Genomic DNA, 26,805 nt, shown 5'->3' on the forward strand with positions numbered 1-26,805 from the left:
TTGGCAAGTGCCGCACCGACGCACGGCAGTCCATCTGTTCAAGCAAACCAGTCAACGCGCACCGTCCCTATGTTCGGCGCGGCTCGTCCACCGCATCGAATACGGGAAGCGTCATCAGAACGAATACGAACGGAATCACTTCTATCGATTGATAGAAAAGCGATTGAAATAGCGCGGCCAGCACGCAGAGCGCTATCTTGCTGCGCCTACTGACCAGCTTCGTCACGGAGATCAGCAGGCCGAAGTAAAAGATCGTGCCGAGCACGCCAACGTTTAGCACCTGCTGAAGCAGGCTCGATTCGACGATCCCGAATTCGTTCTTGACGGAATCCGATGCGGCGTTCGTGACGAGCCCGAAATACGAACCGGCAATCGCATTGACAGGCAACGCCAGGGCCACTGCCTTGTCCCACGCCTCGGTGCGGCCGTCGTTGCCGTCCGACTGCAGATTGGCCGCGCCGATCATTCTGTCGGTGCCGACGCTTGTGACGCTGTTGCCTCCGTCGCCGCCAGCACCACCCAGCACAAGGATTGCCATGCAGGCCGCCAATCCGGCGATGATCAGTTTCGCATTCCTTGTCAAAAACCGGATCGGCTCCTGGATGAACGCGAGAGCAAACATGCCCATGATGATCAGCATCCCGCTTCGGGACAATGCCGAAAAGATGCATGCAGTCAGTACGGCGCAGGCAAGCCCTGACATTACCTTCTTGTGCACCAGGTAACGTGCGCCGCACAACGACGCGACGATCGACACGAAAAGCGGGTAATGCAGATAGCTGCCCGTCAGCGATGGCACACGCAGGTTATCGAACCCGTATGTCGTGCCGGGCAGATCGATGGGGAAGCTTCCACGCTGCTGCGCGACGGCAATACCCGCCTCTATCAGCGCGATCAGCACGACGCCCGCATACGCCACGTTGGGTCGGATAAAGCGCTTCCGATAATTGGAAACGGAATAGAAATAGACAAAGATCGTGAAGACGAACACGAACAGATAAGTGAAACCGAACTGGCCTGTTTGCGCAAGCGTGACCACGATGGACAGGACCACCGTGAAGACAATGCCGAGAATGCACCCGAGCGGCCATGTCCCCTCGCGGCGGAAGTAAGCGGCCAGTGCCGACGGCGACACGAAGCAGATAAGCAGCACGACGATGCCGCCGACCTGGATCAGATAGGCGGCATCCTTGCCAATGACAAACTCAAGCACGCCGCGACTCGAGCAGAGGATGACAGCGAGCAGGTAAGCGATGGTCGCGACCATTTTTTCTTCACGCCGGACATGCCACGGAGGCAGCGACGTTCGGCGCGTCTCCGAGGTAGATTCGCTCGATAACGCCCGCGAACTCTTCGATCTCGCAGATCTTGAGCAACGTCCCGTCGTGATCCACGCCTTCCGCGCCCAGCGGCGTCGACACGACGGGCACTTGCGCGGCCAGCATTTCCAGCGTCTTCAGCTTGACGCCGGCGCCCGAGAGCAGCGGCACCACGCCGAGATCGGCGGCTTCAAAGTATTTGCTCGGGTTGTCCACGAAACCGGTGACGCAGATGTCGTCGCTATTGAGACGCTTCACGCGATCGCTCGGGTCCGAACCCACCACGAACAACTTGAGCGCAAGCCCGCGGCGACGTAGCGGTAGAAACGTCGACTGGACGAAGTTGATCAGCGCCTCTTCGTTCTCACGGCGCTGCATCGCGCCCCAGAACAACAGATTGCCCTTCTTTACGGTGTCCTTTGAGCGCCGCACCTCTTTCACAAAAGCCGGCAACACGATCGGCACGACCTGCAGTTCGCCGACGCCGGGATAGAGTCCCTGAATCAGTTGCGCATCTTTGTTCGAGAGCACCAGTACCTTGTCCGCGAGTTTCAGCAGTTGTTGTTCGATCTCGAACGTCTGCCGTGCGAACAGCCGCCCCTCCACGCTCCTGATCCTGAGCACGACCTGAATCTGCACGTCATGCACACTCATCACGAGCTTGATGGCGTTGCCGAAGCGGCGCCGCAAAGCGCGCGCGTAAACGAAGCACTGCGAGAACTCCAGCCGCACCTCGTCATAGCGATTGCGCTCGACCAGTTCGCCGATAAATTCCCCGATCGACTTCTTATATCTCGTGAAAAGACGTGGCGAGAACTTCAACGGATTCGCGATGAATGACGCAAGCATGTCGAACCGGCTCACGTACTTGATATAGACGCGGCCCACGTTCGCCCGGAACTCGATGTCTTTCTCGTCGACCGGCACGCGTGAAATGATCAACACGTCGACTTCCGATTCCGCGCACAGCTTGGCGAGGTAATCGAACGCGAGACGATGCCCAGCTTGCGGCGCGTTTTTCTGAGGCAGAAAAGGCGTGACAAATAGCTGTTTCATCCGGTCAGCTCCTTCAGTCCTGGCGCATCGGGAGGCAACGAGCGCGTTGCCCTGTTTCATCGTTCGTACGGCTTATAGATATAGTTTGCATATCGATAGCGCCCGTATCCATAGCTATAGCGTCCCGGCCGCAGCCGCAATCCGTTGACAATGACGCCGCGCACCGGCAGTCCGATCTTCTGTAGTTGCCGGGCCGACTCGCGCAACTCGCCTATCCCGGTGACGCCTTGCCGCGCGACGAGGAAGGTGGTGCCCGCCATGCCCGCCAGACGCAACGCATCCGAGGCGGACAGAATCGGCGGACCGTCGAACAGTACGACGTCGTAGCCTGCCGCGAGATGGTGCAGCAGCACCTCGAGCCTGCCGCTCGAGAGCAGGTCGCTCGGACTCGCCACCTGCCGGCCGCCTGCAATGAAATCGACGCCGGCAAAGCGGGTTGCGCGGATAACTTCGGAGACTCCGAACGTCCCCTGGAGGAGGTCCGACAAGCCCGGACCACGGTCGCCGCCGAGATGGCGGTGCAGGAAGCCCCGGCGCATATCCGAGTCGATCAGCAGCACGCGCTTGCCGGTCGCACCGATGACCGCCGCGAGATTCAGCGCGACAAATGACTTGCCGATACCGGGCGTCGGGCCGCTTATCAGGACGACGCGATTGCGCGCCCTGGTCATTGTGAATTCGAGCGCGGTGCGAAAACCCCGCAGGCTTTCGATCGCCGGATCGGCCGCGGATTCTGCCGCCAATACGAGGCTACGCGTGTTCGGGCGGCGGCTATGGGCGAGCTTCTCCTCCTGTCTGCTGAATGGAACGTTCGCATAGACGGGCAGACCGGTGTGCAACTCGACGTCGTACGGATCGTCGATCGCATCGAATAGACGCTGGCGCACCAGTGCGGCGACCACTCCGGCGAACAGCCCGAATAACAGCGACGCGAGGACAATCAACAGGTGTTTGGGCCGGATCGGCGTGTCAGGCACCACGGCCCCGTCAACCACCCTCACGTTGCCGACTTTGCCCGCCTTGATGAGCTTCAGCTGTTCGAGCGTGTTGCGCAGCATCGTGTCCAGCTCGGAGCCCACTTGCACATCGCGCTGCAGGCGCAAGACGCTTTGCTCCAGCGGCGGCAGCAGTGCCGTTCGGCTTGCGATCTGCGTCGCCTCTTCCTGCGCCGCGCGCAACTGCGCGTCGACCGATTGAACCGCCGGATGCTGACCGGTGAAGCGCGACAGTAATTCCTTGCGCTTCTGCTCGAGTTCGGCGCGGCGCGTCTGCGCGGCCACCGACAGCTGCAACAGGTTTGTCGCTTCCTCGCCGAGATCGATGGTGCCGTGCTTTGTGCGGAAGTCGTTGAAGCGCGTCTCCGAATCGGAAAGCTGTTGCTTCAACTCGGGCAACTGCACTTCGAGAAACCGGATCGAGCGCTCAGCCTCTTCCGATTTTCGTTTTACGTTCTGACTGACATATTCGGTGGCGATCGCGCCCAGCGTTGCGCTGATCTGTTTCCGGTCGCTGCCTTCGAGCGACACGCCGATAATGTCGGACTCCTTGCCCTTCTCGGCGATCGACAATTCGCGGCGCAACTTCTCCGTGGTCGCCAGCTCGGAAAAACGGCGCAGTTCGAAGGTGGCACCCGGCTGGGCGTCGATGCTCTGGACCAGCAGTGTTAGCGGGCCGTAATGGGTCGTCGCGCTCAGTACTTCGCCGATCATGCCCTCCAGTTCGAGCTCGCCGTACTGGATCTCGTAGCGCTGTCCTTCGCCTTTCTTCAAGACGAACGGATGGTCGTAGAGTTCCTCCGGCACATCGAACTTGCTCACCTTGATGCTTTCGTTGCCCCAGACATAGCCGCGCGGACCCGGTGTGGACCAATGATCGGAATGTCGGCCGAGCCAGCGCCCGAACAACGGGAAATAGCGGGGCGTTGCCTGGATGTAGAGGTTCAGGCTATTGACAGCGCGACCGACCACCATCCGCGAGCCGATCACCTGGGCTTCCCCGGACGGCGCCGTCTTGACATCGAACATCGCGGACACGTCGCCCAGAACATTTTTATTATTCGACGTACCCGCGTTCTCCTCGACCTGCACGAGAACGTCCGCACGATAAACGGGTTGAGCGAAGACAGCGTAGCCAATGCCGATGGCCAGTACCACAGCCGTCGTGACGGTAATCAGCTTGCGGTTGTCGTAGAGTGCGTCGAAATAATTTGCGAACCCCGCTTGCGGATGCGCGTCGACGTCCTTGTACTCGAACGATGTGCTGCTTCGATTCATGCGCGTTCTCCAATAGTCGACGGGTTGCCACGTCAGACGGGCGCCGGGAGCAGCGCTGCACTACTAAGGGTCGGCGAAGTGTGCCGCGACACCTTCTCCGTGTAACTGCGGCTATACGAATTCGCTTCGATTTCCTACCATCGCATCACACGCATTCGTGGAGAGACCGAAAAATGAAAACACTTCTTGTATCTGCTCTGTTGTTATCACTCGCCACTCAGGAGCTGTGTGCTCAAACAATTCCATCGGCAACAGCACCGCGTTCTGTACCGCATTACGTCGAAAAACATTCTCAATTCGATGCGATGAGTCCGCACCCCGCCAGTGCCTCGACTATCTACGATGCCGATTCGGCTTTATCCTCATATGGGAAAAAGAGCCGTTATCTGCAACCGCCCGTCTATACTGGATCGAAAAACAACCGCACAAAAACCGCGCGGCCACACGTGAGGCAGCCGGCCAGCGCAGCAACCGCCGCGGGCGCTTACAGCAATAGTCCATGGAATGCAGACCAGACTTACGCGTCACCCCAGACGTCCGATCCATACAGTGCGCGCCCGCAGTAGTCACATGCGCAACCGCCAGAATCGCCCCTTCGCTCAACAGTAGCCGCTTTGCGGCCACACCGTTCACCGGATAGCCGACCCCGCCGAGATGTTCGCGATAAGCGGCGTCCGGCCTGCTTGTACCGCAGACCTGGTCACGCCTCACCTAGCCTCTTTCTTTCAGGTTCGCCGACGTGCTGTCGATCTGTTCAAGCCTTAATGAGGCTGTTTCCAGCCTCACACGCCTGGATTCATTTCGCGTCGTTCTTCGTCACCATAGTATTCAGACAGGCCTCTGAAGGAACGTGCGGCACCACACACAAAGTCCAACCGGGTAGTATTAAGTTCGCTCCATTCAACTTCGGTATCCATAATATTTTCTTGACAGCATACTTATGTCGTTACTCTTTTCATTTCACGCAAACGGCGTTTTTATTTTTAACGGGCGTGGCGCGCATTGTCTGTAAATAGTCCGGCTAACTCGCGAGTTGCAGCAGGCGCCATGTTTTCGCCGATATGCATGATCTCCGCGAGACGCTGCGCATAACGCTCAGGCAGATATTCGTCGACGTCATACTTTCTATCGGCATCCGCAAGATGGATGGCCAGCTCGCCGATCGCCCGCTTCAGGCTCTTTGGGTCGGCGTGGAATTTGATCTTATTGCCGACCGAATCCCCGGTCGTCGCCATGCTGCCGCCGTCGTGAACGAGCGCGGGTATACCGAGCATCGCCGCCTCGATGATGACGAGCGGCGCGTTTTCGGCGCCAACGGACGGCACCACGACCGCATCGGCAAAGCGCTGCATTTCCGGGAACAACTTCTCTTGCGGCATGCTGCCAAAAAAGATCAGCTTGCGCTGTTCGACGAGCGACGCGTAACGTTGCTCGATCGCCGCGCGATCCGGACCGTCGCCATAGACGCCAATAGCGTGGATCCCGTCGAAGTCCGCCGCCTGCGCGAGCGCAATGAACTGCGCGAGGCCCTTTTCCTGCGAGATCCTTCCGGCGAACGCGAGATTGAAGCGCTGCTTGCCGCGCACCGTCACTAGCGGCTGCGCAATCGGAACCGCAGAGGGATTGTGCAGAATCACCGTGTTGTCGATGCCGCTGCGATGCAGTGCTTCCTGCATAAAAGCACTGGGACACAGTATCCGTTCGAACACACGCGCAGGTTGATACGCCGCGCGTATGACGTGCCAGTACGCCTTGGTCATCAGGTCGTGCACGAAACCTTTGGGCGTCGGGCGAAGCTTGAATGCCGCGCGCGTGCGCAAGATGTCGAGCGGAAGAATCACGGGCCGGCGGTCGTTGTCGAAGTACTGCAACGACGGGTTGTAATAGACCAGATGATAGTCGTGGCACGTGTGGTAAGCGCGGTACCGCAGATCGCGCTGATGGCGCGCGATCACATTCAATATCGAGGGCGAGAGAGCGTTATGGTAGTTGTGCACCATCAGACGGTGCGGCCGGAATCTGAGAAGCGCCTTCTCGATCGCGCGCGCGGCGGACAAGTTCCATGACCGGGACAACATGGTGGAGGGCACGGAAAACTGATTGTCGTCGAAGCGTTCGACGTCGACATCGGGCAATGTGGCCAAGAGGTCAGCCGATTGTCGGTAGACGACTTCCGCGCCGCCCCCTTGCGCAAAATCGTTGATCACCAATACCCTGCAGCGCTGCATGTTGCTCTCCAATTGAACGCACGAACGCAACCACGCAAAACGCGGAACGGTGTCCGTTTCAGATTTACTTCTTACAAATATCCTACTGGCACCCTCTCTATGGCTCTGTTTGTCAGCACACGTAGTTCGACATTGCACTAACGCAAGATTAGAACTGCGGAAACTTTCCTTTCCAACCGCCGCCCTCCTTCAGATAGCGCAGAAACAGCGGAATGCCGGTCAATTGCGCAGCAAACCGCCGCGTCGACGCAGTGTCGTCAACGATGATCGTGCGCAACCGGAATGGATCGCTGCGCTGGTCATTCCAACCAATATCGCAGGTGCGTGCGCTCCTGAATCCCGCCGCCTTCACGAGGTCGACTTCGCGCTCGCCATAGTTGCCGTTCGGATAGGCGAAGTGCTCGCAGGCATTGTTGAGCAGCGCTTCGAGTTCATGTTTGCTGTCGGTGATCTCGCTCGCGCACTCGGCATCGGTGCAGCGTGTCAGCACTGGATGAAAGCGCGTATGCGCCTGAAAGTCCACGTGCGAGCGCATCGCTTCCATCTGCTCGAGACTCAGGCCGGTCGGCCGGTCGTCAATGTCCTGCTGAAAACCTTGAGCGGCGAGTTCGGCGAGGCGCTCCGCATTGGTCATCCGCTTCAATCGCTCGTGGCCCGCACTCAGCGAACCGGGATGCAGCCACCAATGCGTGCGCGGACGGCCCACGATGCGGCTGCACAGGAAGATGGTTGGCCGCACGTTGTGCTTGATGAAGATCGGCAGCAAGGCCGCGTTGCCCGCGTGACCGTCATCGAGCGTGATGGCTGCCCGCGGACGTCCGGTGCCGGGTGCGCGGACATCCGTCAGCGGCACCAGATCGCAGATTTTCCGCAGGTACCGCAGATGTCTGTCGAGCGTCACCGGGTCAGGGTCGTGATAAAGCAGGACCGCTACCCGGTCGCGCCATAGAAAGATACGCGTGGCGCGGGCAAGGCCGGTGAGCACGAGAAGCCCTGCGAGGATCTCCTTGATGATTGCCTTACCCCGTTTCATATTGCCCTCATTGACTGCGTCTCGCCGAACTGGTGCCGCCATGATGGAGCCTGGAATCGTGTGGAAACCGGTCCATCGAGGACCGCGTGGATTCCCTGAAAGATCCGGTTTCACTCACTCGTTTGCTCTGACATCGGCGAGTCGCCGGGCGACCACCGGCTTTCTCTCGCGCCCGCTTTCAACGAACCGGCGATATGACGCGCCACGCTCGGTGCGGCGTGCTTGGTGCCGTAGACAAAGCGCATCACAGGTCCAAAACTGTGAGCAGAAGCCGGCCCGATCACATAGAGGCCGCCAATCCTGGTCTCGTAGTTGGACGTGAGTTCGGGCAAGCCGCCGTGGACCGAAATCGCGTCCACGATGTCCTTCGAAAGAAATGCGTGCTGCCGCATATCGGTCTTGAAGCCTGTCGCCGCGATCACATGGTCCGCGTCGACCAGCGCCTCCTCGTTGTCGCTCATCACGCGCAGCACCACGCGGTCGTTGTCGATCGATGCGGAGCGAACCTCCGTGCGAGACCAGATCTCCACCTTGTCGACCACGCGATCGTGCAGCCACCACGCGCCGGAAGCGCCATACGACTTGTCCATGACGAGCCGGCGCCTGGCCTGGTCGAGCATATGAAAAAGGTGTGGACATTCGGACAGGAACAGCGATCGCCAGCCTCGCCCGAGCCCCGCGTCGGGATGCCTGATTTTTGACAGGATGCTGCGCCCAGCTTCGGGCCTTTCATGCCACACTATCTCCGCTTCGCGCATCAGCACGCGAACCCGCGCGCCCAGTTCGTGCAGCAGCGCGGAGAGCCCGAGCGCCGACTGGCCACCGCCGACAATCACGATGTCCTTGCCGCGTGCCCACGTAAGATCGCCGTGCTGCTCCGAGTGCGACGCATAGCGTTGCGGCAGACCTTGTAGGGCCGGCGGCGTTTGGGCATAGCCTTTGAGGCCCAGCGCAATCACCACCTTGCGCGCGATCAACGAGCGGCCGTCGCTAAGCGCCAACTGAAATTGCCCGCCGACGCGCCGCAGATTGAGGACGTCCACCGCCTGGATATCGCCGACGAGACTCCCCTGGAACCAGAGCCCATAGTCGACGAATGTCTCGAGCGGAAACGCCATGCCCATCGGCTGATAGGGAATGCCTTTCTGGCGGCAATAGTCTTCTACCGTGAATCCGCTTCGCGGCGCATGGAGGCTCGAGGCGAACGCCTCGGAACGCAACAGCATCCCAGGGGGCATGTAGTTTCTCCAGGCGCCCATAGGCTCCCCGAGAATCTGATGGGCCATGCCCGCAGCTCGCAGATGAGCCGCCAGCGACGACCCATAGGGCCCCGCGCCAATGATTGCGGTGTCGGTCACGGACATTGTTCGTCTCCTCCAAAGGCGGGATGCATCGCCGCGCAGCGCACGCTTGCCAACGAGGTGCCGCGCACGACACGATCTGCGTGCCGGTCCAAATCAGGCTTTCGCTTGCCGCGGTTCTGGCGCCTTGATGGCCTTCCGCCACCCGCGCTTCATGCACCGTAGCGGACTGACCACGCAATAGAATTGCAGCGCAGGAAGCGGATCGCTCCAGCGAAAGTAACCGTCGACTATCTTTGTCCGCTCATGCAGAAGATCCGGCGGCGGGCGGTCGGCGAACGTTGCGCGCCACGCGACCGGCACACGGCATGAGCCTTCGGGCAACGGCGGCAGTCCGGCTTCATGCCGGTAGGCGGCAAGCGGGATGTTGACCCCGCATAGCGTGGCGATTTCTTCCTGCCAGTCCGTGCGGCCGACCGTCGGCTCGACCATCACGAACTCCTTGTAGTTGTCGTCCCACTTGTATTCGATGCTGCCCATTCCGTCAAAGCCGGCCTGTTCGGCGAACGACAACGTGAGTGGTTCGAGCACGCCGCGCGCTTCGGGCGCGGCAACGCATATCGCGGTACTGCCGGTCCCCGGTGGCGAACTGAGTACCTTGCGTCCGGTGAAGATGCTGACGACTCTCCCACCGCTGCCTCGATAGAAGAGCGTGAAATAGATGTTGCTGTCCGGCCCTTCGATCCACTCCTGCGCGATGATCCCGCCTGGCGTGGCCAGCATCGCGGCGGCACGCTCGCGTGCATCCTGCAGGCAATCAACACGCAGCGCGCGCTCCTTCTCGCCCCTCAATACATTGCGTTTGTCGTCCGGTTTCAACACGCACGGGTAACGCAATTCCGACAGATATTGAATGTCGGATAGCTTCTCGAGCACGACGGAGCGCGGCACAGGAAAGTGGTGCTTCGTCGCGAAGTCGTGGAATCTCGCCTTACTGGACAGCATTTCGACGGTGTCGCCCACCGGCAGACGAAAACGAAACCACCTGGAAAGCACCTCGCGATTTTCCGACACCGCATGGACGGCGTCTTCATCGGTCAGGATAAGAACAGGAGGCTGACTAAATTTCTTGCCGAGCGCGATCATGTCATCCACAAAAGCTTTTCCAATAAAGCTCTTAACAGAGTGAGCGCGAACGTAACGACACCACAATCCCGCGCGCATTCTTTTTGTTTCGACCGCTATGACTGGAACCCTGGCATGTGCGAGAGACCTCGCCACGCCGAGCCCATTCAGTTCCGCTCCCACAACTACGCCTACCGTCTGATCAAAACCGTATGGGCTCGACATAGGATCGATTTCCTCAGTCCTCGTACGTGCGCGACCCTCAAGCCATCGCTGGGGGTCATGCGATCGACATTCCAATGGAATGCGGTATCACTAACCGCCTTGCCGAAGCCGGCTAGGCGCTCAATCTTTGGTGGGACAGAAAATCTGCTCAGGTGGTCTGCACGTCTGCGTACGCGCCGGCTTCGAGAGATGTGTCTTGCAGCACCGGGCGCGGGCCTCATCATGTTGCTCGCGGCGTAAAGCACTGTACCGGGCGCGCAGGGCGGAGAAAGGTGCGGCGGCGCACAGTGGGTAATAAAAAGAAAACGGGGGTCATGCCGATGGCGTGGACTCAGCAAAAGTTCTCGCCAGGTACCGTCGACGCCGGTATTTCGCTCGGATCAATTTCATTTCTTCCGACGGTTCTTATCGGCGATAATAAAGTCTGTCACGCGGTGATTTTTAATCCGCTGATTCAACATACGAATCTCCGGGCCAAATAGTCGTTGGCAATGATTTCGAAATTGGCTCCTATTGCTCGCTTTTCGGCTGCTGGGCATCTCGCGCTGCGGAGATGCGCCGTTCGGCGACCTAACTAATAAGATCAGCCGTCGTCGATCCTATCGACTACCAATGCCTACAGGCCCCAGATGATGTCCGCGTCGCGCCTGCTCGCTTCCCGCAGCATGTCAAGAAACGGCCATGCGCGTTGCGACAGTCCGTTGCGCGACTCGCGCCGGTTGCCTGGCGAACAATGCAACGCTTCAAGTGCAACCTCGGCCGTGGCCTCTTCAGTGATCGCGGATTCGAGCCGGTTAATCGCGGCGGGCAATTCGTCGTGCATGATCACGCCTCGCTCGCTCAGACGCTTGCCGATAACGCCCAGTAAGTACTGGGCAAGGTCGCGAAGCATCACCACGTCGGGTGAGGCAGTGGATTGGAAGGTAATCAGCATGATGGCTCCTCGTCGAATGCGCACTACGATGCGGCGCCGAGCGACTGGCTTGTTCGCAATGCCTGACTCGCGCGCACATGATTATTTTATATCACAACATGATGAATATGAAAGTCCTACCGGCTCGGCAATCGGAACCCCGCGGCCAGGACAGGCCCACGCATTTACTTGACATCTAAACTATCTACGCCTAAATTAACCTCACCAGCAAAGTTCACAGTGGGGAACCAGCATGCGCATCGTCTGTATCGGCGGCGGCCCGGCCGGGCTGTATTTCGGCCTGTTGATGAAGAGCAGGAACCCGTCGCACGATGTCACCGTCGTCGAGCGCAACCGTCCTTATGACACCTTCGGCTGGGGCGTGGTGTTCTCCGACCAGACGCTCGGCAATCTGCGCGCCGCCGACGCCCCGAGCGCTGATGCCATACTCGATGCCTTCAATCACTGGGACGACATCGAGATCCACTTCGGCGGGCGTCAGGTTCGCTCGTCCGGCCACGGTTTTTGCGGCATCGGCCGCAAACGTCTGCTGAATATCTTGCAGGCGCGTTGCGAGGAACTGGGCGTGAAGCTCGTCTTCGAAACTCAGGTCACTGACGACACCACCTATCAAGCCGATCTCATCGTCGCGTGTGATGGAGCAAACAGCACGATCCGCCAGAAATACGCGGCGACTTACAAGCCGGACGTCGACATGCGCGATTGCCGCTTCGTCTGGCTCGGCACGCGAAAGCTGTTCGACGCGTTCACGTTCGCGTTCGAAAAGACGGAATTCGGCTGGTTTCAGGCGCACGCCTATCGTTTCGACGACGAGACGTCCACCTTCATCGTCGAAGCGCCGGAGCGCGTGTGGCGCGCCGCCGGACTCGACGAAATGAGCAAGGAAGACAGCATCGCCTTCTGCGAGAAGCTCTTCGCAAAGTATCTGGACGGCAATGCGTTGCTCTCGAACGCCGCGCATTTGCGCGGCTCATCGCAATGGATTCGGTTCCCACGCGTGGTCAATGAAGAATGGGTGCACTGGCGCAGCAATGCTTACGGTACGCAAACGCCAGTCGTTCTGATGGGCGACGCCGCGCATACCGCACACTTCTCGATCGGCTCGGGCACCAAGCTCGCGCTCGAAGATTCGATCGAACTGGCCAACAGCATCAGTGCGCATCCCGGCGATTTGCCCGCGGCGTTGAAGCACTACACGGAAGTGCGCAGCGTCGACGTATTGCGTATTCAGAACGCCGCGCGCAATTCGACGGAGTGGTTCGAGCATGTCGAGCGCTATACGTCGTTCGAGCCGGAACAGTTCGCGTATTCGCTGCTCACGCGCTCGCAGCGAATCTCCCACGAGAACCTGCGCGAGCGCGACGCGCGCTATCTGTCCGGCTTCGAAGACTGGCTCGCGCGACGTTCCGGCGTGGAGCGCGCGCCGCAAAAGCATTCCATCCCGCCGATGTTCACGCCGTTCACGTTGCGCGGCGTCACGCTGAAGAACCGCGTTGTTGTGTCGCCGATGGCGCAGTACTCGGCCGTCGACGGAATTGCCGGTGACTATCACCTGATGCATCTCGGCGCGCGCGCCATGGGCGGCGCCGCGCTCGTCATGACCGAGATGACATGCGTATCGCCCGAAGCGCGCATCACGCCCGCCTGTCCCGGCATGTATGCGCCCGGGCATCTCAGCGCATGGAAGCGCATTGTCGATCTCGTGCACGGTCAGTCCGACGCGAAGATCGGTATCCAGCTCGGACATTCCGGCGCGAAAGGATCGACACGTGTCGCGTGGGAAGGCATCGATCAGCCGCTTCCCGAAGGCAACTGGCCGCTGGTTTCCGCGTCGCCACAACAGTATCTGCGTGGCATCAGCCAATATTCGCGCGAAGCGACACACGAGGACCTGCGCGAAATAGAAGCGCAGTTCGTTCGCGCCACGCAGATGTCGGCGCAAGCGGGATTCGACTGGCTCGAATTGCACTGTGCGCACGGCTATTTTCTGTCGAGCTTCCTGTCGCCGCTGACTAACCATCGCACCGACGAATACGGCGGCTCGCTCGAGAACCGCCTGCGTTACCCACTGCAAATCTTCAAGGCGATTCGTGCAGTATGGCCGCAGGACAAACCAGTTTCGGTGCGTATTTCGGCGAACGATTGGGTCGAAGGCGGCACTACGCCCGACGACGCCGTGCAGATTGCTCGCGCGTTCAAGGCTGCGGGCGCCGACATGATCGACGTGTCGTCGGGCCAGGTCAGCAAGGACGAAAAGCCCGTGTACGGACGTATGTTCCAGACGCCGTTTGCCGATCGCGTGCGTAACGAGGCCGGCATCGCGACTATCGCCGTTGGCGCGATTTCCGAAGCGGACCACGTGAACAGCATCATCGCGGCGGGCCGCGCCGATCTTTGCGCGATCGCGCGTCCGCATCTCGCCAATCCATCGTGGACGTTGAATGAGGCCGCAAAAATAGGCTATTTCGACGTGACGTGGCCAAACCAGTACGCCGCCGCGAAGTCGCAACTCGAACGCAATCTGGAACGCGAGCGCGCCCAGGTGGCGGCGAATGCGGGCCTCTCCGCGCAGCAGCGCGCACAACGCGCGGAAGGAACCACGTGAACTCGACTCAATCTTCCCTCGCAGGACAGCATGCTGTCGTCACCGGCGGCGGCAGCGGCATTGGCGCGGCCATCGCGGAGGCGCTGCTGCGAACCGGCGTGCGCGTCACGCTGATGGGCCGCAATGCAGAGCGGCTCGACGCGCAGCGCGAAAAATGTCGCGCATTGGGCGACGTCGCGTGCATCACCGTCGACGTCACGCAAGAAGACTCCGTCGCGAACGCATTCAATAGAGCGGGCGCGGTCGATGTGCTCATCAATAACGCGGGCCAGGCGCAAGCCGCGCCGTTCACGCACACGGACATGACGCTTTGGCAACGCATGCTTGACGTGAACCTCACTGGCGTCTTTCTCGGCACACGCGCCGTTTTGCCAGGCATGCTTGAACGCGGTCGCGGACGCATCGTCAATGTGGCAAGTACGGCGGGGCAAATCGGCTATGCGTATGTGGCCGCATATTGCGCCGCGAAGCATGGCGTGATCGGTCTCACGCGCTCTCTTGCGCTTGAAGTCGCGACGAGGGGCATCACTGTCAACGCCGTTTGTCCAGGCTATACGGAGACAGAGTTGCTGCACGCATCGCTCGAACAGATCACCAGCAAGACGTCCCGCACCGAACAGCAGGCGCGCGAGACCTTGCTTCGTTCTAGTCCGCAACATCGCTTCGTGAGTCCGGAACAGGTTGCCAACGCAGTGTTGTGGCTGTGCCAGCCCGGCTCCGATGCGATCACGGGGCAATCCATTTCCATCTCCGGTGGAGAAGTCATGTGACCAGGTCATCCAACATCAAGAAGATCACGGCAGGCGAAACGAAGGCAGCGGAAACGAAAACGCCGCGCAAAGGTGTTGCGAAACCTGCGGAGAACGTCGTGGATCTGGAAATGAGCACCGGCACCGATAGTCACATGGGCTTGCGCCTGTGGCTGCGCATGCTGACCACGACGAATCTTGTGCAGGCCGAACTGCGCAAGCGTCTGCGTAACGAATTCGACACCACGTTGCCGCGCTTCGACTTGATGGCGCAACTCGAGCGCCATCCTGAAGGGCTGAAGATGACCGAACTATCGCGCCGTTTGATGGTGACGGGCGGCAACGTCACGGGCATTACGGATCAGCTCGAAAAAGAAGGCCTCGTGTCGCGCGATACCGACTCGAACGACCGCCGCTCGATCAGCGTGTGCCTCACGCCGGCAGGCCGCAAAGCGTTCGACAGGATGGCGGTGGCGCATGAGCAGTGGGTGGTCGAACTGTTCGGCGGCTTGAGTCTCGACGAAAAGTCGCGCACACATCAGCGACTCGGCAAATTGAAAAAACATCTGCTGGACAGTCTGAAAGACTAATTGGCGAGCAAAGGAGACACACATGACACGTTCGAACGTCGATGCACTGTTGGCCGGCAATCGCATTACCTTGGCAGGTTACGAGGCGCGGCACTTCGGCTGGTCGGTCGCGAATAAAGTCGCGACCATCACGTTGAATCGCCCGGAGAGAAAGAACCCGCTCACCTTCGAATCGTATGCAGAGTTGCGCGATCTGTTCCGCCAGCTCACGTATGCGGCCGACGTCAAAGCCGTCGTGATCCACGGTGCCGGCGAAAACTTTTGTTCGGGCGGCGACGTGCACGACATCATCGCGCCGCTGATCGATCTGCCAATGCCTGAGCTATTGCTCTTTACACGCATGACCGGCGACCTCGTCAAAGCCATGCGCCATTGTCCACAGCCAATAATCGCCGCCGTCGACGGCGTGTGCGCCGGCGCGGGCGCGATTCTCGCGATGTCGTCCGACATGCGCCTGGGCACCGCGCGCAGCAAGCTCGCGTTTCTGTTTTCGCGCGTCGGACTTGCGGGTTGCGACATGGGCGCCTGCTCAATCCTGCCGCGCATCATCGGTCAGGGACGCGCCGCCGAATTGCTTTTCACGGGCCGCTCGGCGAGCGGCGACGAAGGCTACGCATGGGGCTTTTATAACCGCCTTTGCGAACCCACCGCGGTTCTCGAAGATGCGCAAAACCTCGCCGCTGATCTCGTCGCCGGCCCCACGTTCGCGCATGGCATCACGAAGAAGATGCTGCACCAGGAATGGAGCATGAGCATCGACGAAGCAATCGAGTCCGAAGCACAGGCGCAAGCCATCTGCATGAGCACTCGCGATTTCGAGCGCGCGTATCAGGCGTTCGCCGCAAAATCGCGCCCCGTATTCGAGGGAGATTGAGTTGAGCGCCGATAAAAACGTCGATCTGCATAGCGCGCTCGCCTGGCCTTTCTTCGAGCCGCGTCATCGCGAACTGGCTGCGGCTATCGAAGCATGGTGCCGTGAAAATCTATCGCACGTTGAACACGGCGATGTGGATGCCACTTGCCGTCAACTGGTGCGCGAACTCGGCGCGGCCGGATGGCTCAAGTATGGCGTCGGCGGCATGGCATACGGCGGCCACGGCGACACGATCGACACGCGCGCGGTCTGCCTGCTGCGCGAAACGCTCGCCAAACATTCAGGCCTCGCAGACTTTGCTCTGGCAATGCAAGGACTCGGCTCCGGCGCGATCTCGCTTGGCGGCACACATGAACAGAAGACGCGCTACTTGCCGCGCGTCGCGAACGGCACCGCAATCGCGGCGTTCGCTTTGTCCGAACCGGAAGCAGGATCGGACGTCGCCGCAATGTCGCTCGCTGCACGCGAGGACGGCGACGCCTATGTGCTCGACGGCGACAAGACGTGGATATCGAATGGCGGCATCGCCGATTTTTATGTCGTCTTTGCACGCACCGGCGAAGCGCCAGGCGCGCGCGGCATCAGCGCGTTCATTGTGGATGCCGATACGCCGGGGCTCGAAATCGCCGAACGCATCGACGTGATTGCGCCGCATCCTCTCGCGCGTTTGCATTTTGCGGGCGCACGCGTGCCGCGTAGCCAGATGCTCGGCGTGCCTGGCGAAGGCTTCAGGCTCGCGATGCGCACGCTCGATATTTTCCGCACGTCAGTGGCGGCCGCGTCGCTCGGTTTCGCGCGACACGCGATGGCCGAGGGACTTTCACGCGCAGCATCGCGCAAGATGTTCGGCCAGACACTCGGCGATTTTCAACTGACACAAGCGAAGCTCGCACAAATGGCGCTGACCATCGACAGCAGCGCGCTGCTCGTCTATCGCGCGGCATGGCTGCGCGATCAGGGCGAAAGCGTCACACGCGAAGCCGCGATGGCGAAGTGGCATGCAAGCGAAGGCGCGCAGCAGGTGATCGACGCCGCCGTGCAACTTTACGGCGGCATGGGCGTGCAAAGCGGCACCGCCGTCGAGATGCTGTATCGCGAGATTCGCGCGTTGCGCATTTACGAAGGCGCAACCGAAGTGCAGCAATTGATCGTGGGCCGCGATCTGCTGAGAGCACACGCTGCCGCAAGCTCTGGAGAACGTGCGGAATGACTACTCACTTCGAAAGGCCCGTACGTATCCGCTTTTCGCACTGCGATCCGGCGGGCATCGTGTTCTTTCCGCAATATCTGGTGATGACCAACGCGTTGGTCGAAGACTGGTTCAACGAAGGTTTGTGCATCGACTACGCGCAGATGATCGGCCAACGCCGTATCGGCCTGCCGATCGTCAAACTCGACTGCGAGTTTTCGCGTCCGAGCCAGATGGGTGAAACCATCATGCTGACGCTGAAGGTTGCGGCAATCGGGCAGCGTTCGATCAGCATCGACATTCTCGGTCATAGCAACGGCGAAGCGCGCTTTCGCGCAAAGCAGGTGCTCGTGACGACGTCGCTGGAAAGCGGCCGCTCCATCGACATTCCCACCGACATCGCGAATGCACTCGCGATGTTCGCACCACAGCCTGAATTCAGCGAGGCGCAACGCTCATGAAAAAAGCTCTTCTTCCCGCCGGCTGGATCAAACCGCGCGGTTATGCGAACGGCGTCGCGGCAACCGGCACGCAAGTGTTTATTGCAGGTCAGATCGGCTGGGACGAACAGGCGCGCTTCCAGAGCACCGACTTCGCCGGCCAGGCCATTCAGGCGCTCAGGAATGTGCTAGCCGTGCTGCATGAAGCGGGAGGCAAGCCTGAGCATCTGGTGCGCCTGACGTGGTACGTCACCGATAAACGCGAGTACCTCGCATCGTTGAAGGAAATCGGCCGCGCGTTTCGCGAGTTGATCGGCGACTACGACATCGCGATGAGTGCGGTGCAAGTCGTTGCGTTGATCGAAGACGAAGCCAAGGTCGAGATCGAAGCAACTGCCGTGATTCCGCAGTAAGGACACGCAGCCCCTCGTCAACTGAAGCGTACACAGCCGGCTCAACACCCGGGAGACCACGATGGAACCGTCAGCACACGTCGATACTTTCGCGCGCGACAATCTTCCGCCGCAGGATCAATGGCCTGTTTTTCTGCTGGACAATCCCGACGTCGCTTACCCAGCGCGTTTCAATTGCGCGACCGAACTGCTCGATAGGACGATCGAAATGGGTCACGGCGAGCGTCCGGCGATATGGTCGCTGCTCGACGGCGAACCGTGTGCCACGACTTACAACGAATTGCTCGCGATGGTGAATCGCAGCGCGCATGTGCTGGTCGATGAAATGGGTTTGAAGCCGGGTAATCGCGTTCTGTTGCGCGGGCCCAATACGTTGCAGATGGCAATCGCGACACTCGCGGCATTAAAGGTTGGCCTTGTTGCCGTGCCGACCATGCCGCTGCTGCGCGCAAAGGAATTGAAGCAGATCATCGTGAAGGCGCAAGTCGGCGCGGCACTTTGCGACGCGCGTCTGACAGAAGAACTCGCGCGCTGCAACGATCCGCACGACGAGTGTTACTGTGCGGATTTAAAGCAAACGCTGCTGTTTCATGACGATGCGGCCGGTTCGCTCGATACGCTCGCGATCAACAAACCCGCTGACTTCACTGCGTGCGATACCGCAGCCGACGACGTCTGTCTGATCGCCTTCACGAGCGGCACCACGGGCGCGCCGAAAGGCTGCATGCATTTTCATCGCGACGTATTAGCGATGTGCGATCTGTTCCCGCGCCATGTGCTGAGGCCTTCGTCCAGCGATATTTTCTGCGGCACGCCGCCGCTCGCGTTCACGTTCGGACTCGGCGGCTTGTTATGTTTTCCGCTGCGCGCGGGTGCGTCGACGGTATTGATCGAGAAGCTCACGCCCGAGACTTTGTTGCAGACAGTCGAGCGCTTTCACGCGACCGTCATGTTCACCGCGCCGACTTTCTATCGGCAGATGGCGCCGCTCGTCGCGCATCACGACGTGTCGAGCTTGCAAAAGACGGTATCGGCGGGTGAGGCGTTGCCTGATTCGACACGGCGTCTTTGGCATGACGCGACCGGCATCGACATGATCGACGGTATTGGCGGCACCGAGTTGATCCACATTTTTATTTCGGCGCAGGGCAGCGAGATACGTCCGCATGCAATCGGCCGCGCGGTGCCGGGCTATGTCGTGCAGGCCGTGGACGACGCGATGCAACCCGTTGCGCCCGGCACTATCGGCAAGCTCGCGGTGCGCGGGCCGACCGGTTGTCGTTATCTCGCTGATGAACGGCAACTGAAGTTCGTCCGCGACGGCTGGAATCTGCCGGGTGATTCCGTGTACCTCGACGAAGACGGCTACGTGTTCTACCAGGCGCGCGCCGACGACATGATCGTCTCCGCCGGCTACAACATCTCCGGCCCTGAAGTGGAAAGCGTGTTGCTGCAACACGAGGCGGTGGCGGAGTGCGGCGTGGTCGGCGTGCCCGACGAGACGCGCGGGCAGATCGTGAAGGCATTCATCGTGCTCAATCCCGGCTATGCGCCGGACGACAAACTCGTCGCGCAACTCCAGGATTTCGTGAAAAATACGGTGGCGCCGTATAAATATCCACGCGTCATTGTTTTCGCCGATTCACTGCCGCGCACTGAAACGGGCAAGCTCAAGCGCTTCGAATTGCGTACGATGGCGTAGCGCTTTCGTTGCTCTCGCGCGTACATCTCAGGAGAACAAACGCATGGCCAGCTCTTTGATGGAAGTCGTCGCCCAGGATGGCGGCCGTTTTAACGCCTACGTCGCGCGTCCGAAGCAAGGCTCGGGCCCTGGACTCGTTCTGTTGCAGGAGATTTTCGGCATCAACGACGCCATGAAGGAGACGGCCGAGCGCTTCGCCGAGGAAGGCTATGTGGTGCTGGTGCCCGATCTGTTCTGGCGCATCAAGCCGGGCATCGACCTCGGTTATGGCAGTGCCGACATGAAGCAGGCACTCGACTATCTCGGTCAGTTCGACGCCGATCTCGCCGTCGACGATATCGTGGCCACGATTGCGACATTGCGTGCAATGCCCGAACAGGCCGGCAAAGTGGGCGCGGTGGGTTACTGCCTCGGCGGCAAGCTCGCGTTTTTGAGCGCGGCGCGTACCGATGTGGACTGTGCGGTCAGCTACTACGGCGTGGGCCTCGACGCTTATCTGGACGAGGTACCGGCCGTGCGCTGTCCGATGGTGTTTCACTTCCCCGAAAACGACGCACATTGCTCGCCGGAAACGCGCGAGCGGATCAGCGCCGCGCTGAGCACGCGGCCGCAAATCGAGCAGTACGTGTACCCCGGTTGCGATCATGCGTTCGCGGCGTCAGCGCGTGTGCAATACGACAAGCCCGCCGCGATGATGGCGTATTCGCGCACGCTTGCGCTGCTGCGCAAAGTGCTTGGTCCGGTCTACGATCTGAACGCGCTATGGGAGGCGCATTGCTACCATGAGTTCGCCACGCGGGATGTGGATGCGGTTATGCCGACGATGGTCGCGCAGCCCTACGTCAATCACGTGCCTACGATGACCGGCGGTGTCGGTCATGACAATCTCCAGCGCTTCTATACGCATCACTTCGTCAATTCGAATCCGTCTGATACAAAGCTGATTCCGATTTCGCGAACCATCGGCGCGGACCGTATCGTCGACGAATTCATTTTCAGTTGCACGCATAGCTGTGAGATCGACTGGCTATTGCCGGGCGTTGCGCCGACCGGAAAGTATTTCGAGGTGCCGATGCTGGCCGTGGTGTGCTTTCGCGGCGATAAGCTTTATAACGAGCATATCTACTGGGATCAGGCTAGCGTGCTGGTGCAGGTGGGCTTGCTGAATCCGGAGGGACTGCCGGTGGCGGGTATTGAAAGCGCGCGCAAGTTGCTGGATGAGACGTTGCCGTCGAATGGGCTGATGGGGGGCACTCCGCCCAGGAATTCGTAGTTGTGACCCAAAACTCGCGAGTGCTAGACTCAAAAACCCCTTGCCCTCGACGAGTTGCCGACCGTGTTGTCAACATCGCGCCGGGCGGCGGGCCCGTCCGGCATCGCGTTGAAACGACCTAATATGCTCGAAGCCGCCGGCAATCCCAACCGACCGCGGAAAAGGAGCGCCCGCATGACCCATTCCATTCAGGGCAACAAACGCTGGCTCGCGCTCATCGTGCTGTGCCTCGGTGTGCTCATGATCGTGCTCGACACGACGATCGTGAACGTCGCGTTGCCGTCTATCGCAGCGGATCTCGGCTTTACGGAAACGTCGCTCGTGTGGGTCGTCAACGCGTACATGCTGACGTTCGGCGGCTGCCTGCTGCTTGGCGGGCGTCTCGGCGATCTGTACGGTCATCGCCGGCTGTTCCTCGGTGGCATTACGCTGTTCACGGTGGCGTCGCTTGCATGCGGCCTCGCGAACTCGCAGATACTGCTTGTATGCGCACGCGCCGTGCAGGGCTTGGGCGGCGCTATCGTATCCGCGGTGTCGCTGTCGCTCATCATGAATCTGTTCACGGAAACCGGCGAACGGGCGAAAGCCATGGGCGTGTATGGCTTCGTCTGCGCGGGCGGCGGCAGCATCGGCGTGCTGCTCGGCGGACTGTTGACCAACCTGCTGAGTTGGCATTGGATCTTTCTCGTCAATCTGCCGATCGGCATTGCCGTGTACGCACTATGCGTCGCGCTGCTGCCTTCCGCGCGCGGTCATGCGCACCGCGAACGGCTCGACGTGGCCGGCGCCGTATCGGTCACCGTTTCGCTGATGCTCGCCGTGTATGCCGTGGTCAACGGCAACGAAGCCGGCTGGGCCTCGGCGCAAACGCTCGGCTTGCTGCTGGTCGCACTCGCGTTGCTCGCCGTATTCCTGATTATCGAGTCGCGCGTTCAGCATCCGTTGATGCCGCTCGGCCTGTTCCGCCTGCGTAATGTCGCGACCGCGAATGTCGTCGGCGTGCTGTGGGCCGCTGCGATGTTTGCGTGGTTCTTCATCTCCGCGCTGTATTTGCAGCGCGTACTTGGCTATCAGCCGCTGCAAGTCGGGCTCGCGTTTCTGCCGGCCAATCTCATCATGGCGTTCTTCTCGCTGGGCCTGTCGGCGCGCGTCGTGATGCGCTTCGGGCTGCGTGGTCCGCTCGCGGTGGGCCTGCTGGTTGCGGCGTGCGGTCTTGCGCTCTTTGCGCGCGCGCCGGTCGGCGGCAGCTTCGTCGTCGATGTGCTGCCGGGCATGATGCTGCTCGGCTTCGGCGCCGGCATCGCGTTCAATCCGGTGCTGCTCGCCGCGATGAGCGACGTCGATCCCGCCGATTCGGGGCTCGCGTCGGGCATCGTCAATACGTCGTTCATGATGGGCGGTGCGCTCGGCCTCGCGGTCCTCGCAAGTCTTGCCGCCGCGCGCAGCGGCGCAATGCTGGCGACGCAAAACGATGCTGCCGCGCTCAATAGCGGCTATCACGTGGCGTTTGCGTTCGGTGCGATTTTCGCGGCGGCGGCGGGCGTGATCGGCGGTTTGCTGTTGCGCGCGGGACGGCCGGGCGGCGCTGGTGTCGCCGCCCATGCCAATGCAGACGGTGGGCATGGCGTACCCGCCGCTGAGCGTCCTCGCTCCACTGGCAACGCGGCCGCGACGGAAAACGTCTGATCGATATCGACAGGCGGCCATGGCCGCGCGCTTGAATCGCTTGAATGAATCGATAGCAAAACCGCAAGCGCGATCAAACGCATCTGTGCGCGGTTGGCTACGCTGGCTTCATGTCACATGAGAGCCGATATGAACCCGGTTGGAAAAGCGCTGTGGTTTATCGAAAGCCACTTTGACGAAGAACTGACGCTCGACGACATCGCCAGTTGTGGATGCGTGTCGCGCTTTCACCTCGCCCGTGCCTTCGAAGCGGCGACCGGCGTGTCGGTCATGCGCTATGTGCGGGCGCGTCGCTTGGGCGAGGCCGCGCGACGCCTCGCCAACGGCGCGCCGGACATACTGACGGTTGCCATCGACGCCGGTTACGGCTCTCACGAAGCATTCACGCGCGCCTTTCGCGAGCAATTCGGACTCACGCCCGAAGCACTGCGCGCGCGGGGTCATCTCGACAACCTTGTCATCGTGGAGCCGATCAAAATGGATGAAACCCTTCTCACGCATCTGGAGCCGCCGCGCTTTGAGGACGGCAAGCCGTTTCTCGTCGCGGGTCTGAGCGAACGCTATACGTGCGAGAGCTCCGCCGCCATTCCATCGCAGTGGCAGCGCTTTGGCGATTACTTCGGCAAGGTGCCGGGCCAGGTGGGCAACGTGGCGTATGGCGTCTGCTACAACGCCGACGACGCCGGCAGCATGGACTACCTGTGCGGCGTGGAAGTCAGCGACTTCTCGGCATTGCCCGCCGAATTCAGCCGCTTGCGCATTGCCGCGCAGCGCTATGCGGTGTTCAGCCATCGCGAGCATATCTCCACCGTGCGGCGCACGTGGAACACGATCTGGAACAAGTGGCTGCCGGCATCGGGACACCTTCCCGCCGATGCGCCCAACTTCGAGCGCTACGACGAGAGGTTCGATGCGGTGAGTGGGATGGGCGGGTTAGAGATATGGTTGCCGCTGAAAGGTTGAATCGGTTTGCGGACGGCCGGGTGGCCGGACTTTCACCGTTCGGCGCGTCGCCTGGTGTGGCGCGACAACCCGTTGTGTCATGACGTCTGCTCTCAACGCTGCGGCACTTTTCGATGATGGGCTTTTGCGCCGTGGCGCGTGTACGGTCGCTCCGGCTGCTTTGGCTTTCTGCGCTGCCTCGGCTAGCAGTCTTGCCGCGGGACGCGCGGCGGACCGGCTGCACGCTTGTGCGGTCTCGCGGGGGCTTCAGCTGTATGCGAGGAAACTCGCGCGTACAGTTCTTGGAGGAGGACGCGCCGGTAACGGCGCGTCCTTCCGATTTGCGCTACGTCTTCCGATGGTAGCCACCGACCCCGTATTTCAATTGCCCCGCCGCATCTTTACCCTGAGGCTTGTGGGACAGACCGATCGACGTTGATAGCCGTACGTGCGCGGCGTTTTTCATAGCGCGCACGCTTTCTCCCAAAAATCAGTTCCCGCGGGCTTTGCCCGCTGCGGCAACACAACGCAGCAGCGGGAGTAACCTCGGTTACCAGCGATAGCCAACACCCGCGCCGGCTCCCAGTGAGCCATGTCCAGAAACCGCTGTCGTGACGGAGCCTTTAACCATCCATTTCTGCGTCGCGACCGACAGGCCTACAGCCATTGCCGATTGGCCGCCGTACGTGCCACCGCCAAGCGCTACGACCTTCTCGCCCGGCAACACGGCCTGCGGCAGGTTAGCCATTGCAATAGCGGAAGCGGTGCCGGCGTTGGCATCACGGCGATACCTTTGCATATCGTCGCGGACACTGTTCACCGCGCTATTCAACTGGCGCACATTCACAGCATCGGTCGGAGCCGTACCGTCTGCAACGTTGGTGATCTGACGCTCAGCACCCGGCGCACCGACCGAAACCGTGTTGTCCCGGTCCGCAACTGAGTTTGCACCCAGGGCAACCGAATTGTTTGCGGTGACCTGAGAATTCGCGCCAACTGCAGTTCCGTTCGTGCCGGTGACATTCGAACCATCACCGATTGCAGTTCCGTTCGTTGCCGTGACCCTGGAACTCCTGCCAATGGCGGTCGCGCGTGCAGCTGTGACAGTCGTGTTGGTGCCGATTGCCGTACCGTCCTGGCCCGAAACATTCGAGCCGTTACCGACAGCAGTTCCGTTGGGAACGGACACGCCCGAACCTTTGCCAACTGCCGTACCTGTTTGATCGGCAACCGTGCCATTCGAGCCGCTTGTCGAGATGGTGTTGACGGTCGCGGTAACCGTATCGACCTTACTTGACAGAGCCGAGACTTGTGAAGCAACCGAGAAAAGTTGCGAGCCGTTCACCGCATCCGTGCTCGTTGCGCTAATCTGCCCTGCGGCGACATTTTGCAACTGGTGTTCCTGACCGACGGCCCCGATACTCACGACTCCGGTCGGTGTCGCGCCCGCGAAGCCACCGAACGTCACGCCGTTCAACGTGACGCTGCTCACGTTCGTTGCCGCACGTGTGACCGAGCCGGAACCGAGCGCCGTCGATTCTGCGATCGACGCCACGGCTGCGTTGCCGATCGCAATGGAATTTGCGCCTGTCGCCTGTGCGACACCGCCCAGCGCAACCGTACCCGCTACTGCCGCATTGGCGCTCACGCCCATGGAAATGGAGCCGTTACCTTGCGCAAAAGCGCCGTTTCCGATTGCGACGGCTTCTCCGTTAACTGCCTGTGCGCCCGCGCCGATTGCAACGGGCGAGGCAGCCGTACCCGATGACGTCGCAACCGCGTCTAGTCCAATCGCAATCGCGACGCTGCCGGGCCCACCGTTGGCGACTGCTCCCGCGCCTTGCGCGATCGCACCGAAACCCGAGGCAGAACTGCCGGCGCCGATTGCGATATTGTTCGTGCCGTTGGCGATTGCAGCTGCCCCCAAGGCTACGGCATTCGCCGCAGTTGCCGAGGCATTCTCACCAATAGCGATCGCATTCTGGGCAGTTGCCTGTGCGCGAGAAATTGAAACGCTACCGATCCCAGATGCAACGGAATCGACACCTATGGAGGTAGCGTCAGACGCGTTGGCATTTGCCTGAAAGCCCACCGCGGTTCCACCAGCAGCTGAACTATTGGTGCCGACCGCCGTTGAGAATTCAGCAGTAGTGTGTGCCAGGGCACCAATCGCAGTCGAGTCGCCATTCACCGCGCTCGACCCACCGCCGAACGCTACTGCTCTGGTGCCGCTTGCAACCGAATTAGCGCCAACTGCCGTGGCATTCTGGCCGCTCGCCGTGACCGTGTCGCCGAGAGCAGTTGCGGCCCCGCCATTCGCCGTGACATTGATCCCGACCGCCGTATTCTGACTTGTGTTGCTCGCGTCGCCGGCTAGAGCCGGAAGGGTCCCGCCTGTACTCGCGGGCGGGGCCGTAGCGCCCCCTATCGTTGCAGTCGTCCCCCCGATTTCGCCGCCAACCGCAAGGTTATCGGCGTACGCCTGACTCACCGGCAGCAGCATCAATGCCGTCAATACCGCCAGCGCCGCCTTTGATTTCAGGGGGACACCTATCTCGCCCATGTCCGCTTGCCCCGGCTCACCCTGCACGCCGCTCTGCGTTTCGGCTGCCGCGACGAGTGCGCCAATTCGACGATTCCAAACCAACTTATATCGGCTCTTATTCATTGCGTTTTCCTTTCTCACAAATTGGGTCGAAAAATATTCATGTCTGGTCTCCATCACATTCCCACTTCCCATCTATTGGGATACCTAACTAACCTAGTCATTTTCGCGCAACAACCTGTCAGTAAGCATTACTAACTAACCCGATTCCTGGTTAATACGCGCGCAACATCGCTGCGACGA

At 60.6% G+C, this 26,805-nt stretch carries 21 protein-coding genes; 12 read left to right on the forward strand and 9 right to left on the reverse strand.

Annotated features, from left to right (window positions below):
• Nucleotides 1-67: 67 nt before the first annotated feature.
• The 3 genes from C0Z16_RS12160 to C0Z16_RS12170 are packed head-to-tail and all read right to left on the reverse strand — an operon-like array spanning nt 68 to nt 4,648.
• Nucleotides 68-1,267 carry a hypothetical protein gene (locus C0Z16_RS12160; protein WP_102632400.1) on the reverse strand — a complete coding sequence of 400 codons (1,200 nt, stop codon included), beginning with the start codon at nt 1,265-1,267 and terminating at the stop codon, nt 68-70.
• Between the two features lie 7 nt (nt 1,268-1,274).
• The gene (locus C0Z16_RS12165) at nt 1,275-2,375 is read right to left on the reverse strand and encodes a glycosyltransferase family 4 protein (RefSeq protein ID WP_102632401.1); all 1,101 of its coding nucleotides are present in this window, start codon (nt 2,373-2,375) and stop codon (nt 1,275-1,277) included.
• Nucleotides 2,376-2,431: 56 nt separating this feature from the next.
• Nucleotides 2,432-4,648: a GNVR domain-containing protein gene (locus tag C0Z16_RS12170; RefSeq protein WP_102632402.1), complete on the reverse strand. Its 2,217-nt coding sequence runs from the start codon at nt 4,646-4,648 to the stop codon at nt 2,432-2,434.
• 173 nt (nt 4,649-4,821) lie between these two features.
• Between C0Z16_RS12170 and C0Z16_RS37395 the strand changes: the two genes are divergently transcribed.
• Entirely contained in the window at nt 4,822-5,214 is a 393-nt protein-coding gene (locus C0Z16_RS37395) for a hypothetical protein (protein WP_146014305.1), read from the forward strand.
• A 417-nt stretch (nt 5,215-5,631) separates the two neighbouring features.
• Here C0Z16_RS37395 and C0Z16_RS12175 read toward each other — a convergent pair whose 3' ends face one another.
• The 5 genes from C0Z16_RS12175 to C0Z16_RS12195 all read right to left on the reverse strand — a co-directional run bounded on the left by C0Z16_RS12175 (nt 5,632) and on the right by C0Z16_RS12195 (nt 11,494).
• Complete coding sequence (locus C0Z16_RS12175) at nt 5,632-6,876, reverse strand: glycosyltransferase (protein ID WP_102632403.1); 1,245 nt, start codon at nt 6,874-6,876, stop codon at nt 5,632-5,634.
• Nucleotides 6,877-7,024: 148 nt separating this feature from the next.
• Nucleotides 7,025-7,909: a polysaccharide deacetylase family protein gene (locus C0Z16_RS12180; protein ID WP_102632404.1), complete on the reverse strand. Its 885-nt coding sequence runs from the start codon at nt 7,907-7,909 to the stop codon at nt 7,025-7,027.
• A 110-nt stretch (nt 7,910-8,019) separates the two neighbouring features.
• A complete protein-coding gene (locus tag C0Z16_RS12185) occupies nt 8,020-9,273 on the reverse strand; it encodes an NAD(P)-binding domain-containing protein (protein ID WP_102632405.1) in 1,254 nt (417 codons plus the stop codon).
• A gap of 93 nt (nt 9,274-9,366) precedes the next feature.
• Nucleotides 9,367-10,356, reverse strand: coding sequence for a carboxylate--amine ligase (locus C0Z16_RS12190; protein WP_102632574.1), 990 nt, complete (start codon nt 10,354-10,356; stop codon nt 9,367-9,369).
• Nucleotides 10,357-11,176: 820 nt separating this feature from the next.
• Complete coding sequence (locus tag C0Z16_RS12195) at nt 11,177-11,494, reverse strand: DUF1840 domain-containing protein (RefSeq protein WP_102632406.1); 318 nt, start codon at nt 11,492-11,494, stop codon at nt 11,177-11,179.
• Between the two features lie 232 nt (nt 11,495-11,726).
• On the opposite strand from C0Z16_RS12195, the gene C0Z16_RS12200 reads away from it, so the two are divergent.
• From C0Z16_RS12200 to C0Z16_RS12250, 11 genes are all read left to right on the forward strand, one after another.
• Nucleotides 11,727-14,099 (forward strand): bifunctional salicylyl-CoA 5-hydroxylase/oxidoreductase, encoded by a 2,373-nt coding sequence (locus C0Z16_RS12200; RefSeq protein WP_102632407.1) that lies wholly within the window; start codon nt 11,727-11,729, stop codon nt 14,097-14,099.
• Nucleotides 14,096-14,869 (forward strand): SDR family NAD(P)-dependent oxidoreductase, encoded by a 774-nt coding sequence (locus C0Z16_RS12205; protein WP_102632408.1) that lies wholly within the window; start codon nt 14,096-14,098, stop codon nt 14,867-14,869. The genes C0Z16_RS12200 and C0Z16_RS12205 overlap by 4 nt, the downstream gene beginning before the upstream one ends.
• Complete coding sequence (locus tag C0Z16_RS12210) at nt 14,866-15,438, forward strand: MarR family winged helix-turn-helix transcriptional regulator (protein ID WP_102632409.1); 573 nt, start codon at nt 14,866-14,868, stop codon at nt 15,436-15,438. Before C0Z16_RS12205 ends, C0Z16_RS12210 begins: the two co-directional genes overlap by 4 nt.
• 22 nt (nt 15,439-15,460) lie before the next feature.
• Nucleotides 15,461-16,312 carry an enoyl-CoA hydratase family protein gene (locus tag C0Z16_RS12215; protein ID WP_102632410.1) on the forward strand — a complete coding sequence of 284 codons (852 nt, stop codon included), beginning with the start codon at nt 15,461-15,463 and terminating at the stop codon, nt 16,310-16,312.
• Between the two features lies 1 nt (nt 16,313).
• On the forward strand, nt 16,314-17,522 hold the full coding sequence (locus C0Z16_RS12220) for an acyl-CoA dehydrogenase family protein (RefSeq protein ID WP_102632411.1): 1,209 nt from the start codon (nt 16,314-16,316) through the stop codon (nt 17,520-17,522).
• Complete coding sequence (locus C0Z16_RS12225; RefSeq protein ID WP_102632412.1) at nt 17,519-17,962, forward strand: acyl-CoA thioesterase; 444 nt, start codon at nt 17,519-17,521, stop codon at nt 17,960-17,962. Before C0Z16_RS12220 ends, C0Z16_RS12225 begins: the two co-directional genes overlap by 4 nt.
• Entirely contained in the window at nt 17,959-18,354 is a 396-nt protein-coding gene (locus tag C0Z16_RS12230; protein WP_102632413.1) for a RidA family protein, read from the forward strand. Before C0Z16_RS12225 ends, C0Z16_RS12230 begins: the two co-directional genes overlap by 4 nt.
• Nucleotides 18,355-18,415: 61 nt before the next feature.
• A complete protein-coding gene (locus C0Z16_RS12235) occupies nt 18,416-20,056 on the forward strand; it encodes an AMP-binding protein (RefSeq protein ID WP_102632414.1) in 1,641 nt (546 codons plus the stop codon).
• A 43-nt stretch (nt 20,057-20,099) separates the two neighbouring features.
• Nucleotides 20,100-21,329, forward strand: coding sequence for a dienelactone hydrolase family protein (locus C0Z16_RS12240; RefSeq protein WP_102632415.1), 1,230 nt, complete (start codon nt 20,100-20,102; stop codon nt 21,327-21,329).
• Between the two features lie 174 nt (nt 21,330-21,503).
• Nucleotides 21,504-23,015 (forward strand): DHA2 family efflux MFS transporter permease subunit, encoded by a 1,512-nt coding sequence (locus tag C0Z16_RS12245; protein ID WP_102632416.1) that lies wholly within the window; start codon nt 21,504-21,506, stop codon nt 23,013-23,015.
• Nucleotides 23,016-23,144: 129 nt separating this feature from the next.
• Nucleotides 23,145-23,978 carry an AraC family transcriptional regulator gene (locus C0Z16_RS12250; protein ID WP_102632417.1) on the forward strand — a complete coding sequence of 278 codons (834 nt, stop codon included), beginning with the start codon at nt 23,145-23,147 and terminating at the stop codon, nt 23,976-23,978.
• A 529-nt stretch (nt 23,979-24,507) separates the two neighbouring features.
• Here the strand turns inward: C0Z16_RS12250 and C0Z16_RS12255 are convergent.
• Entirely contained in the window at nt 24,508-26,625 is a 2,118-nt protein-coding gene (locus C0Z16_RS12255) for a YadA family autotransporter adhesin (RefSeq protein WP_102632418.1), read from the reverse strand.
• Nucleotides 26,626-26,805 lie beyond the last annotated feature (180 nt).

The sequence above is a fragment of the Paraburkholderia rhynchosiae genome, from assembly GCF_002879865.1.
Taxonomy (GTDB): Bacteria; Pseudomonadota; Gammaproteobacteria; order Burkholderiales; family Burkholderiaceae; genus Paraburkholderia; species Paraburkholderia rhynchosiae.